General features: G+C 34.8%; 13 protein-coding genes and 3 pseudogenes. 15 read left to right on the top strand and 1 reads right to left on the bottom strand.

What is annotated here, in order from left to right; genetic code table 11:
* Positions 1–346 (top strand): annotated as a pseudogene (locus OCV48_RS11460) (glycosyl hydrolase family 18 protein); the annotation flags it as partial.
* 57 nt (positions 347–403) lie between these two features.
* On the opposite strand, the pseudogene OCV48_RS11455 reads toward OCV48_RS11460, so the two are convergent.
* Positions 404–607, bottom strand: a pseudogene (locus OCV48_RS11455) (ATP-binding protein); the annotation flags it as partial.
* A gap of 166 nt (positions 608–773) precedes the next feature.
* Here OCV48_RS11455 and OCV48_RS11450 point away from each other — a divergent pair.
* The 14 genes and pseudogenes from OCV48_RS11450 (at position 774) to OCV48_RS11385 (ending at position 12,070) form a co-directional block, all read left to right on the top strand.
* Positions 774–1,832: a hypothetical protein gene (locus OCV48_RS11450; RefSeq protein WP_147591986.1), complete on the top strand. Its 1,059-nt coding sequence runs from the start codon at positions 774–776 to the stop codon at positions 1,830–1,832.
* A gap of 389 nt (positions 1,833–2,221) precedes the next feature.
* Positions 2,222–3,262 (top strand): hypothetical protein, encoded by a 1,041-nt coding sequence (locus OCV48_RS11445; protein WP_147591985.1) that lies wholly within the window; start codon positions 2,222–2,224, stop codon positions 3,260–3,262.
* A 207-nt stretch (positions 3,263–3,469) separates the two neighbouring features.
* Positions 3,470–3,595, top strand: a complete 126-nt coding sequence (locus tag OCV48_RS11440; protein ID WP_262559714.1) for a hypothetical protein — start codon at positions 3,470–3,472, stop codon at positions 3,593–3,595.
* Positions 3,596–3,833: 238 nt separating this feature from the next.
* Positions 3,834–4,547 (top strand): LytR/AlgR family response regulator transcription factor, encoded by a 714-nt coding sequence (locus tag OCV48_RS11435; RefSeq protein ID WP_147591984.1) that lies wholly within the window; start codon positions 3,834–3,836, stop codon positions 4,545–4,547.
* Complete coding sequence (locus OCV48_RS11430) at positions 4,544–5,914, top strand: GHKL domain-containing protein (RefSeq protein ID WP_147591983.1); 1,371 nt, start codon at positions 4,544–4,546, stop codon at positions 5,912–5,914. The genes OCV48_RS11435 and OCV48_RS11430 overlap by 4 nt, the downstream gene beginning before the upstream one ends.
* 176 nt (positions 5,915–6,090) lie before the next feature.
* Positions 6,091–6,891 carry a FlxA-like family protein gene (locus OCV48_RS11425; protein WP_262559712.1) on the top strand — a complete coding sequence of 267 codons (801 nt, stop codon included), beginning with the start codon at positions 6,091–6,093 and terminating at the stop codon, positions 6,889–6,891.
* A 21-nt stretch (positions 6,892–6,912) separates the two neighbouring features.
* Entirely contained in the window at positions 6,913–7,668 is a 756-nt protein-coding gene (locus tag OCV48_RS11420) for a hypothetical protein (protein ID WP_262559710.1), read from the top strand.
* 65 nt (positions 7,669–7,733) lie between these two features.
* The gene (locus OCV48_RS11415) at positions 7,734–8,330 is read left to right on the top strand and encodes a hypothetical protein (protein WP_147591980.1); all 597 of its coding nucleotides are present in this window, start codon (positions 7,734–7,736) and stop codon (positions 8,328–8,330) included.
* Between the two features lie 27 nt (positions 8,331–8,357).
* Entirely contained in the window at positions 8,358–9,116 is a 759-nt protein-coding gene (locus OCV48_RS11410) for a hypothetical protein (RefSeq protein WP_147591979.1), read from the top strand.
* A 33-nt stretch (positions 9,117–9,149) separates the two neighbouring features.
* Complete coding sequence (locus OCV48_RS11405) at positions 9,150–9,764, top strand: DUF6033 family protein (protein ID WP_262559707.1); 615 nt, start codon at positions 9,150–9,152, stop codon at positions 9,762–9,764.
* Between the two features lie 58 nt (positions 9,765–9,822).
* Positions 9,823–10,239, top strand: a complete 417-nt coding sequence (locus OCV48_RS11400; protein WP_394803280.1) for a DUF6033 family protein — start codon at positions 9,823–9,825, stop codon at positions 10,237–10,239.
* Positions 10,240–10,315: 76 nt separating this feature from the next.
* Positions 10,316–10,782 (top strand): annotated as a pseudogene (gene tnpA / locus OCV48_RS11395) (IS200/IS605 family transposase).
* 348 nt (positions 10,783–11,130) lie between these two features.
* On the top strand, positions 11,131–11,454 hold the full coding sequence (locus OCV48_RS11390; RefSeq protein WP_147591977.1) for a hypothetical protein: 324 nt from the start codon (positions 11,131–11,133) through the stop codon (positions 11,452–11,454).
* A gap of 97 nt (positions 11,455–11,551) precedes the next feature.
* On the top strand, positions 11,552–12,070 hold the full coding sequence (locus OCV48_RS11385; protein ID WP_262559705.1) for a helix-turn-helix transcriptional regulator: 519 nt from the start codon (positions 11,552–11,554) through the stop codon (positions 12,068–12,070).
* Positions 12,071–12,094: the final 24 nt, after the last annotated feature.

Genomic DNA, 12,094 nt, shown 5'->3' with positions numbered 1-12,094 from the left:
CGAGAGCGGTGTTGCTATCAGCAATATGCTGACCTACATCAACAAATGGCCCCACATCCGTTGGCTGCTTACCGTTGCCAATGACGGTGCAAACTCCATCTTCAAAGCACTGCGCGACAATACGGACGGCGCACAGGATAAATACTGCTCCGAACTCGTCCGCATCATGGAAAAGTACCCTTGGTGCAGCGGTGTGGATATCGACTTGGAAAAAGGCGATGATTACTCCACCCGCGAAGCGTCCACCGCCATGTTCGCCCATATCTACAGCACCGTGAAAGCCTATGATCCTACCAAGGAAATGAATATCTGTCTGCCGGGTATGACTTCGGTCAACGGCTCGGTCTGTAAATGATACTATAAGAATGTACATTGGGGAAAATAAAAATATACATTTTATCCGTTAACCTTCCTTTGAATTCGACTCAAAAAGTAGTTTCTTATCTTTGAGCCTGTATGACGGACCTTTTATTGATATAACAGTGGAATGATGCAGTAATCGGTCTAATACTGCATTAGCTAGTGTTGCAGAACCGAAGAATTCACCCCACTTTGAAAATGGCATATTTGTTGTAATTATCGTACTATTCTTTTCATAACGTTGTGAGTTTGTAATAAATATATTTAAAAAAGTAGAAAAAACTGGTATAATATAATAAAAAATTGGTTGTTGTTGAATGAAATCTCAGAATTTAAAAAAGTAGGCAGTGTTGTATTATGGTAATAATTATAGTAGTCTGCTGTACTAAATAAAACGCAAAGAGGGAAAAGTTATGTTTAAGAAGATGCCGGTATGTAGATTAATGATTTCCTGTCCTTCCGATGTGAAAACAGAGATAGAGATTATCAACAGAGTTGTGGATAATATAAATGATTCCATTGGTTTTTCTATGGATATTTTTGTTAAGACATTGTATTGGTCAAAGAATGTTATGCCAGAAGCAGGGGATTATCCACAAAGCATTATTAATAAACAGATTTTAGATAAATCGGATGCAATTATTGCTATATTTGGTAATAAAATAGGAAGTCCAACACAACATTATGAGTCAGGAACAATAGAAGAAATTGAATTAATGATACAGAAGAGAAAACAGGTATTTGTATATTTTTCTGATAAGCCAGTACGGAAAAGTGAAATTGATATGGAAGCAGAGGCAAAGATCCAGGCTTTTAAAGAAAAATACAGGGATAGAGGAATCTATGTGGTATATGGTTCTGATGAAGAATTTAATTATTATGTGAGTATGCATCTTACACGTTATCTTATAACGGAGCTTGCGAATGAAGTAAACCAAGTGAGTGAGAATACAAGATTTGACGATTCTATATTACAGGGAAAAGAAGTTGATTTAATTCATGATTATACCAAGTTCTATGATATAAAAAAGGTCACTTCATATGCTGATTCCAATATTATGAAAATCAGAACATATGGAAATAGCTTTGATGTGGATATTGATATAACCAATGTAACTAAAATGGGAAATCAGGAATTTGTAATGGCGTTATTTGAATATACTCCTTGCGATAACTGGTCTGCTTTTTTTGAAGCAGGATATTTTTTAGAATTTGATGTGGTAAGTAGTGGAGATATAGTAGCTTTCCAATTAGAAATAAAAGATGATATCCGAAACAAGATAATTGATAGAACATTACAGGTTAGCGGGGCGGTAGAACATTTCAAAATATGGCTTCCTTCTACAACAAGAGATCTAAGTGCATGGAGAAAAATATCACAAGTATGTTTTATTGTGTTTTTCAATAATATATATATAGACGGCAAAAAGGGTATACTGACAATTAGGAATCTTAAAATGATACAAAAATAGGATTTTCAAAGAATATGGAAAAAGAAGAATATAATAATAGTTATAATATCACTATTTTACAATAAATAATATTCTTTCTAAAAAAAATGTCTGCTGGTATATGCCCTTGTTAATGCAAACCTGAAGTCCTATGTGTTTTTTTCTTGGTAATCAGAAAAGCTTTCATCCTGATATGGTAGAAGTTTCATTGCACAATAGACAATGTTAATCGGATTACCTATTATCTATATGCCTTGTAACTTCGTAAAAAGTGTTGGTACAAAAATGAATGGAATGTTCCGACTCAAATGTCAATATGGGGACTATAAGCAAGCGTTTCAGCATTGATGATGATAAGTTGCAAAGTGGTGTTATATTTTTGGAAAAATTCACATGGAGAGAGTGAAATTATGAAGAGAATTAACGAAAAACAAATACTAATAGCCTTTTTTGATATATTGGGAACATCACAATTATTAAATGATGGAGAATTTCAAAAGGTTTATACTTATTATTCAGATATGATTAAATTGTGTAATGATAGTTATACTTCAATTACTGTCTGTAATCCTTTGTTTGGTAAGAAAGAGAGGTTTGGCAATTTGAATGATGTAATGTCTGACTTGGCTGATTTCGATACTCCATATCATATTATCAACTACGACTTAAGTCATGCATTTTTTAGTGATACTTTTTTGCTTTGGATAGAAATAGATCCTTTTTTACAACCTCTGATTGGTGGATTTTTGGAGAAATGTAGTATTGTTTTTTGTGAAGCATTAAAGAGGAAAATTCCTTTGAGAGGTACAATTTCTGTTGGAGCATCTATAATGGATGAAGAAAATCATCTTTTTCTTGGAAAGCCTTTAGTAGAAGCTGCGAAAGCGGAACCACATCAGAGATGGTTGGGCATCGCTATTGGAAAAACAATTGTTGATTTTGTCAAACGGTTTCACCCGATGGATATGAAATATTTGCTACCGTTTCGTGATCATTTGAAATATGATTCAGATCCGCTACTTAGTGATTTTGTACTTGATTGGTTTACATATTGGAATAAAAATGAAGATGCAGATCCTAAAGAAAAAATTAAGTCTATGAATGTAGAAAAAAGATTCGATAGTTACTATGAAAATACTCTTTTGTATGTTATGACATCTGAGCAACGGTATACTATCTGGAATGAGTATATGATTTGCCAAGATATTGATAAACTTAAGATTCTATGTGAAATGGGAGAGAATATTGATGAAATTAAAAAAAATTATAGAAACCAAGGCATAGAACTATTGACTTCGGATAAGGTGATGAGAAATATAGAATATATGCTAAATCGAAATGAAGCAATATGGTTTGATGAAAAAAATAGGGAGGTTTTGTCAATGTTCAAGAATGGGTTCATTGAAATTAATGGAATAAAGATGTCACTTGAACATTTGAAATCGTTATAATGCAATTCTATTAGCAGAAGTAAGGAAAATTATAAAACGACTTGAAGTTTAGCATATTCCTAAATATGTAAACTATTACTGTATCTAAAGATGCAAAATTAATTTTTAAACCGTTTAATTACATGAAAATGGCAAATGGTTACAGATTGCCAGACTCCATAATAATTTCTGATATAATGCGGTAAAGTCAGAAAGGATGATGGGATTATGGGGAACAGAGAGCATATATATGAAATTATTGCCGGGAATATCAGAAAAGAACGAAGAAGGCTTGGAATGAACAAGAAGTTTTCAAATTTGAAAATAAAACAGAAATACAGTTTGTTTCTATAACAAGATATTTAAATGTGTGTAGATAAATATCACAAGTATTTATTATTGTGCTTTGAACAACAAGGAAGTTATTAAATAAAATATGTCTGGGTTTGTATTTGTATTTTTTAGTAGTATTTTATTTCACAACAGAATACTTCACAACAAAAAAAGGTCATTTCACAACATTCCAGATAGATATTGCATGAACTTATCCGATATAATAGCTATAAATATATGTAAGCAAGGAAGTGACAATATGCAAATAGCTATCTGTGATGATGAAGTATCTATGGTTCAGATACTGGAAGAAAAGATAAAAAAGCTATTGCCAGATGCGGTTATAGATAAATATTTATCGGGTGATGAACTGATCGCAAGTGGCAGTAAGCCGGATATTCTTTTTCTGGATATTCAGATGCCGGGAATGGATGGGATGGAAACGGCAAAGATGCTTCGTCAGGACAATGAGGATATGATACTCATTTTTGTGACAGCAACAGAGGAATATGTTTTTCAGGCATTTGATGTCGGAGCATTTCATTATCTGGTTAAGCCATTTTCCGATGAGAAATTGAAAGAGGTTGTGACAAAGGCAGTCCATAACATAAAAAGGAGTTCCAGACTTGAAAAAGACGAAAAGTATATCATGGTACAGACCGCCGGAAGCCATATAAAAATTTTCCTGCGTGATATTGTGTATGCCGAGGTGTATAACCGGAAAGTTATTATCCATACACGAAGTATGGATATTGAATATTATGGTAAATTACAGGAATTAAGTGATATGGCAGGAACAGATTTTTTCCGGACACACAGAGCCTATCTTGTGCATTTTAAATATGTAGAAAAATATGATGCAACTTGTGTAACTATGAAAAATGGAATTGCATTGATTGCAAAAAAGAATTATCCAGAGTTTGTGAAGCAATATCTGAAGTATAACCAGAGGAAAGGAAATGAAGTCAGATGAGTTTAGTGGAAAGATGCTGGATGATCACATCGAAGTTTTCTGTTATTGCAATTTTAATTATTACAGGAATCTGTTTTGGTGTTTTTGTATATCCATATATGAAAAAGAAAAGGGAAGCTGCTCTGGTCAGTATTGTTTATATTGGAATTATGTCTGTGCTGTATCTGATACCGCAGCAGATTGGCAATTTTTCTGCATATATGCTGGGAGTTGTGGCTGCATTTCTTGTGATGTATGTACAGGACAGAAGAAACATCTATCAGAAAATATTTCTTGCAGTGACATTTTTTTCTATCCGTTGGCTTGCGGTTGCAATGGCAGACAGACTGGATGATTTTATCACAAAAGCTCTGGTTTTTGGGAATACGATTGCAGGAAGACAATGGCTGCAATATGGACTTTATGCTGGAACGAGAATTCTGGATATTGTGCTTTGTATCGTTTTCCTTGCAGTTGCAATCGGTCTGATCAATAAAGCATATGTATACAAAAATGATGAAATGAACGTTAAAGATCTGGTAATGCTCATCATACCTTCTCTTGTGGGAGTTACAGGATATGGCATTCTGCAATATTATCTGAATATTTATGAAAAAGATACAGGAAAGAGCCTGACAGATACCTATGGATTTTATGGAGCTTTAAGCTTTGTGCATTATTTTATCTCTATCATAGCAATTCTTGTTATGACAACGATGTTTCAAAACTGGAAGGTGGCGCAGGAAGAACAGACAGGGCAGGAGCTGGTATTAAATCAGGTCAGTGACATGAAAAAGCATATCGGGGAAGTGGAAAAGCTGTATCAGGATATCCGCAGCCTGCGTCATGATATGGGGAATCATATACAGATGCTGGAACATCTTGTGGCAGAGAATCATATGGACGATGCAGCAGAATATATGGAGCATTTGAAAAAAGAGTGGAATGAAATATCTCCTGAGATAAAAACGGGGAGTCCTGTCATTGATGTGATTCTGATGGAAAAGTTAAGAGAAGCAAAGGAAAAGCAGATTCGTTTTATATCAGATTTTCATTATCCGGGGGATACGAAATTAAATGCATTTGATTTAAGCGTGATCTTAAACAATGCACTGGATAATTGCATGGAAAATGTAAGTGGAGAAAATCCTTATATCAGTATCTCTTCTTTTCGGAAAAACAGTATTTTTATGATAACCATAAAGAACAGATATGAGGGAGAGTTAAATTATAAGGACAGTGATCTGCCGGAAACAACGAAATCCGGGAAGGAGCATGGAATTGGACTGCATAATATCCGGAGGGTTACAAGGATGTATATGGGAGATATATCTTTAGAGCAGGAGAATCAGGAAGTGGTTCTAAGTATTATGTTACAGGTAGAATAAGGACAAAAAGCACCTTCAAGGTGCTTTTTGTTTGCTTCACAACAAAAAAAGGGCGGTTCACAACATCGCTGTTTATTGTGAAGAAAGATATGCCGAAAAATCAGTAAAGAGAAATCATGTTGTACAGATTTTTTAGGAAACGGATTTCAGAATTTAAGCTCAAGGAGGACAATACGATGAGAATCAATGGATTTAGTGGGACAAATACGCAGACAGGAACAATGGGAATGACACAGGGAAATGATTCTGTAAGTAAAAATATTCAGAATCAGATTGCAAATGCACAGCAGAAGCTACAGGAATTATCATCGAATGAAGAAATGTCATTAGAGGATAAGATGAAAAAGCGTCAGGAGATACAGCAGGAGATTAACAATCTCAATCAGCAGTTAAGACAGCACCAGATCGAGCAGAGAAAGGAACAGCAGAGTAAAAATTCGTCATCTATGGATGATATGGTGGCTGGAACAAGTAACACTTCTAAAAAGAAAGACACCGGATTGTCACAGGCAAGTATGCAGGCGATGATCTCAGCAGATTCTTCCATGAAACAGGCAAAGGTGCAGGGAAGTATGGCAACACAGATACAGGGACGTGCCAGTGTGCTTGAATCTGAAATCAAACAGGATGCCGGAAAAGGAAATACTGAGAAGAAGGAAGAAGAACTGGCAGAGCTGCAGGCAAAGGCACAGTCTGCGACAGCAGCACAGATGTCTACACTTGCAGATGCAAATAAATCAGTAGAAGAAGCTGCAAAAGCGGAGAACAGCAATACAGAAGACACTGCAACAAAGAACAATACTGATAAATCCGAGAAAACACAGGAATCTGCGGGGGCTGCGGCAGAGGAGACAGACAACGTAAAGAATACGGATATCAAAGGGGAAACACAGGCGACAGTAGAAACACCGACTCTGGAAAATGCACAGAATGCAACACAACAGGCAGTGTATACACCGATTGATATTCGTTTATAGTTGGTAAAGGAGAATGGTATTATGTCAGAGATTAAGAGTTTTAGTGATTACACAAGTAAATATAACAGCAATGTAGATTATTCCACATTATTTGGCGGAACTTCCGACAGTTCATCCGTAGGAAACACCAATATGCTTTCTGATTATGCTGCGATTAAAAACGGAAGCTATGGAAAACTTATGAAAGCATATTATGCAAAGCAGGATGCAGAAAAATTATCGGGGAAAGGAGATACTTCACAGAAGCTTACACTGATGAAAGCAAGTGCGGATTCCCTGAAAAAATCAGCAGATGCACTAAACGATGCATCACTCTGGGAAAAAAAGAAAATAAAAAAGAAGGATGAAAAGACTGGGGAAGAAACAGAGGTAGAGGATTATGACTGGGATGCAATTACCAAAAAAGTGAAATCTTTTATTGATGATTATAATGATGTTGTTAAGGAGGCAGGAGAATCCAATACAAAAGATGTCCTTAGAAATGCTTCATGGATGACAGGCATGACAGACAAAACCAGTCATTTACTTTCTAAAATAGGTATTACCATAGGAAAGGGGAATAAGCTGGAGCTGGATGAAGATGAATTGAAGAAAGTAGATATCAGTTCATTGAAAACGGTTTTTACAGGTTACAATTCCTTTGCAGGCAAAACAGCCCAGAAAGCAACTGGTATATCAAAAGCTACGAACCGGGCAAGTGCGACTTATACAAACAATGGTACATATTCGAAAAAGGATTCCACTCTAACGTCAAGTAAGTTAGATAAGGAAGTATAGTATGTTAAGCCTAAATGACAAGAAGAAAAATCTTTTGTATTAATTTGTCGGGAAGGAGGAACCAGTTGAGTTTTACAGTCAATTTATCCAGTGGAGGTTTACTGATAAATAGATTTAATAGTTCTAATATGTTGAAAAGTACACAGGAAAAATTGCAGCGACAGCAGGAACGGGATAATAAGGTGGCTTTTTTTGAAGCACAAAAAGAAAATTTGAAAAACCGAAAGGCTGACAGTTTGGAAGAAATCTCTGAAAAGCTGGAAATGTTTCATAATTATGAGGATGAAATTGCGGCAGCAAATCAGGAGTATAATAATTCACAGATGTTTCATGTCATAGACGAGGCAGAAGAACATGGCGAAAAGATTGCGGAAGCTGCTGAGAGGAATAAGCCTAAAACAGAAGAAGAACGAAAAGAAGAAATGGTGGATGAAGCTCTTGGAACAGAGGAAAACAAGGGCATGATGTCTGAAATCATGGACGAACTTTCGGAGACAACCGAAGAAATGACAGAGCAGATGACGGAAAAAACTGTGGAGAATATGGAAGAACTTCCAGACAAGGTTTTGCAGGAGCAGCTTGCTACAGATAGTTTAGAGGCAGCAGAAATGGTACAAACAGACACAATTAAAAGGTATGTGCCGATTGATATTAGAGTCTAATGGTATTTATCTGGGAAGGAAACAGCTATGAAGATTTACAATAATACAAATATTACATATTCTGCAATCGAACATAACAGCAGGAAAAATACAAAGCAAAATGTTCCGGCAGATTTAGAAAAGAAAATGACACAGTATACAGATACACTTTCCATTTCCAAAACAGGGCAGGAGAGCTTTCGACATTTATCTTCTGTCAGTTCTATGGATTATCAGAACCGTTTTGAGAAGGAAGTGACGGATATATTTGTCAAAGAAGATACAGAGAGTGTAAAAACTGATTCCTTTGAACATCATGTAAACAGAATGGCAGAAGCATATAACAAAATGAAAAACAGCATTGAAGAAAAATATGCGGAACAAGATTATGAGCCGGAGTATTATGTGACAGAATCGGGCAAAATTGAGGAATTAACCAAAGAAAAAGAACTGGATATGCTGAATCAGGCATATGAAAATCACAGTAATTTTATGGCAACTTCAACAGAAATCTGGTCAGAATTACAGGATTTTACCCCATCGGTAGTTTACCATAAAGGAAGTGAACAGACAGCAAATGAACAGAACATAGGTGAGAACCAGGAGAATACTGCAAAATCTAAAGAAAAGGGGGTTATCCAAAATTCGGCATATCAGGCATTTTTATCCGCCATCCAGTCGGATAACCAGAAATTATCGCAGCAGTATTCGGGTGACTGGAAAGATTTAAGGCTAAATCTGAATGTATTAGATGGTGATCGGAAAATGCTTAATGGTATTTGGGATTATTATGCTAATAAAAGGTAATGAAAGCTTTGTAATACGAAAGGAGATGTTAGTATGGCAGTTACAGGTGTAAACAATTACTCTAATATTTACACAAATGCTTATACCGGTAATATACGGAAAAATAATGCTAAGGAAACCACAGAAAAGCAGGTTGTGGAGCAAACAGAAGATGTAAAGACAGGGACAACCCGAAAAACTGCAGCGGATGAACTTTCCTATCTTTCTAAAAAATTTGACAATTATAGTTTTGTATCAGCAAATTATAGTCCGGGGATGAAATATGGTAAATCAACTACCACGAATGTAGCGATTTCTCCTCAGTTTTTAACAAAAATGGCAAATGATTCAGACTTAGAAGATGAGTACATAAAAGAAATTGGTAACATGAAAAAACTAGATGAGCAGTTTGCAAAGCAACAAGCAGATATTGGATGGAGAGTTGAACAGGGATGGGCAATAGATAAAGATGGAAATATTAGTTCATGGGCAATAGGACATAAAGATTCAAAAGTAAAATCCTTTCTCCAGAATATGAGTGAAAAAGCCGAAGAAATCCTACAGAAGCAGTTGGAAAAAGCAAAGGATACAAAGGAAGAAAAAGAAGTATTCTCGATGAAAAAGCATAAAGAAGTTATAAAAAAGAACAAGGTTGATTTGAAGGTGTAAATAATCAGATTCGAAGTATTATGCAGAAAAAATGCATAGCATTGAGGGAGCCTTGCGTATGTCAGATGAAATCAATGCCCAGTTCGGATTTGAAAGAGTATTCGGTAAGACTAACGGCAATGCAGATACTGATACAAAAATTACAAAATTTGGCATCTCTTTTAATAGTGACGGAACTACCACATTCTTTGCAGAGTTAGAAAAATCATCAGCCAGTCAGAAAGAATATCTTGAAAAGCTTCAGGAAAAGAAAGCTGAGGAGAAAAAAGAGGCAAAGAAAAAGGAACAGTCCAAGCAAATCGAAGTAAGAAAAACTACGGTTCAGGCAAATTCAAAAGAAGAACTTTTGGATAAGATCAAAAATATTGACTGGGATTCTACCAAACCGGAGGAGAATAAAATCGGCGGAAGATTTAATTGTATCCACATACAAATAAACCACCTGCTATGCAGGTGTGTTCCCAGAAAGCTTTAGCTTCAAGCAAAAAACCTCCTTTGCTATAATTAGTAAAGGTTCGCCAACCGTACTAAATAGCAAAGGAGGTATCCAAATGGACAATAACAGTTTATCACACACAAAGTGGACTTGCAAATACCATATAGTATTTGCACCAAAGTTTAGAAGAAAAGTTATCTACAAGCAGATAAGACAGGATGTAGCACATATACTAAGCGAATTATGTAAAAGAAAAGGAATTGAAATAATTACAGCAGAGTGTATGCCAGATCATGTACATATGTTTGTGAGTATACCACCAAAGTATAGCGTGTCAGAAATAATGGGATATTTAAAAGGAAAAAGTTCGTTAATGATATTTGAAAGGCAGCGAATTTAAAATATAAGTATGGAAATCGACATTTCTGGTGCAGAGGATATTTTGTGGATACAGTAGGTAAAAATGCAAAGAAAATAGAAGAGTATGTACGAAATCAATTACAAGAAGATTTGGAATATGATCAAATGTCATTAAAAGAGTACATTGACCCGTTTACGGATGAGCCAGTAAACAAGGCATAAAAAAAACTTTAAGGGGCAGCCTGTGACAGTAGTGCGGCTGGCGGACTCTTCATAGCTCTTTAGAGCTGGCAGGTATCACAGGCTTATAGCCGCAGAGCAAACCACCAGCTAAGCTGGTGGTACTGATTTTGTGAGAATTAAAAATATATACAAATGTAATATGCTTGTGTAGTCAGAGTGTAGCCTAAGTATATTTTTATAAAGTAAATTTCTATTTTTCATTCAAAAATAAAATAATGGATTTAATATAAAATTTTATTGCAATTTAAAGAGCAATTTAGGTATATCTATGATAATATATATCTAATTATTTTAGCATAAAATGTAAATAGGAATGGAGGTACATCTGTGAAAATAGCATTTATAATATGGAGTATCGTTGCAATTATATTTTTTATAATGGGATTAATTGATAGAAAATCTGATAAACCTGCGGGTTTCTGGGCAAATGCAAAAGTATCGGAGATTGAAAACATACCAGAATATAATAATGCTGTGGCAAAGATTTGGTTTGTATTTGCAGTGGTATTAGAATTACTTGGTATTCCATTACTATTTATTAAGCAAAATAGTCCGATGATTATGTTTGCGGTAATTGGAATGATGATTTTAATTATTGTAATTATGGTTGTATATACAAAAGTTGAGGATAAATATAGAAAAAAGAGATAGGGTTGTGTATAACTTATACAGGCGAGAATATAATTCGCTGTTTATGGTAAAGACAAAAAGAATGGTAATTACTATAATATTTACGGAGGTGACAGAAATGGACTTAAAAAAAATAGGTAAATTTATAGCAGTTCTTAGAAAGGAAAATGGATATACACAGGAACAACTTGGAGAAAAAATTGGTGTAACAAATAAGACAATATCAAGATGGGAGACAGGTACATATCTGCCACCAGCTGACATATTGTTAATAATGAGTGATTTATTCAAAGTTAGTATTAATGAAATTCTTAGTGGAGAAAGGTTAACAGATGAGAAGTATAAAGTTGCTGCTGAAGAAAATATTAAACAGATGATAAAATCAGGTAGTTTTTCAATTAAAGAAAAAATAGATTTTTATAAAAATAAATGGCTTAAAGACCACATATTTTTAATAATAGTTGCGGGGTTATGTATAAGCGGATTGGTTATAGCTGGAATTATAATAAATAAAAAGTGTTTGTTTATAGCATTAGTTATGTTTATTATCACCCATTGTATAAGATATAATATGATGATGACATATGTTGAGAAAAATGCATATGATGGAACTGGAATTGAAAATGCAGATAAATAATAAACATAACCAATTAACTGGATA

It is taken from the genome of Bovifimicola ammoniilytica (assembly GCF_025567085.1).
Lineage (GTDB): Bacteria > Bacillota > Clostridia > Lachnospirales > Lachnospiraceae > Bovifimicola > Bovifimicola ammoniilytica.
The sequence above is the reverse complement of the archived record's forward strand: the minus strand, read 5'-3'. Positions and strand labels throughout refer to the sequence as shown.

Coding starts and splice junctions, on each gene's coding strand:
- OCV48_RS11450 (WP_147591986.1), top strand. CDS start 774: ATGTTTAAGAAGATGCCGGTATGTAGATTAATGATTTCCTGTCCTTCC.
- OCV48_RS11445 (WP_147591985.1), top strand. CDS start 2,222: ATGAAGAGAATTAACGAAAAACAAATACTAATAGCCTTTTTTGATATA.
- OCV48_RS11440 (WP_262559714.1), top strand. CDS start 3,470: ATGGGGAACAGAGAGCATATATATGAAATTATTGCCGGGAATATCAGA.
- OCV48_RS11435 (WP_147591984.1), top strand. CDS start 3,834: ATGCAAATAGCTATCTGTGATGATGAAGTATCTATGGTTCAGATACTG.
- OCV48_RS11430 (WP_147591983.1), top strand. CDS start 4,544: ATGAGTTTAGTGGAAAGATGCTGGATGATCACATCGAAGTTTTCTGTT.
- OCV48_RS11425 (WP_262559712.1), top strand. CDS start 6,091: ATGAGAATCAATGGATTTAGTGGGACAAATACGCAGACAGGAACAATG.
- OCV48_RS11420 (WP_262559710.1), top strand. CDS start 6,913: ATGTCAGAGATTAAGAGTTTTAGTGATTACACAAGTAAATATAACAGC.
- OCV48_RS11410 (WP_147591979.1), top strand. CDS start 8,358: ATGAAGATTTACAATAATACAAATATTACATATTCTGCAATCGAACAT.
- OCV48_RS11405 (WP_262559707.1), top strand. CDS start 9,150: ATGGCAGTTACAGGTGTAAACAATTACTCTAATATTTACACAAATGCT.
- OCV48_RS11400 (WP_394803280.1), top strand. CDS start 9,823: ATGTCAGATGAAATCAATGCCCAGTTCGGATTTGAAAGAGTATTCGGT.
- OCV48_RS11385 (WP_262559705.1), top strand. CDS start 11,552: ATGGACTTAAAAAAAATAGGTAAATTTATAGCAGTTCTTAGAAAGGAA.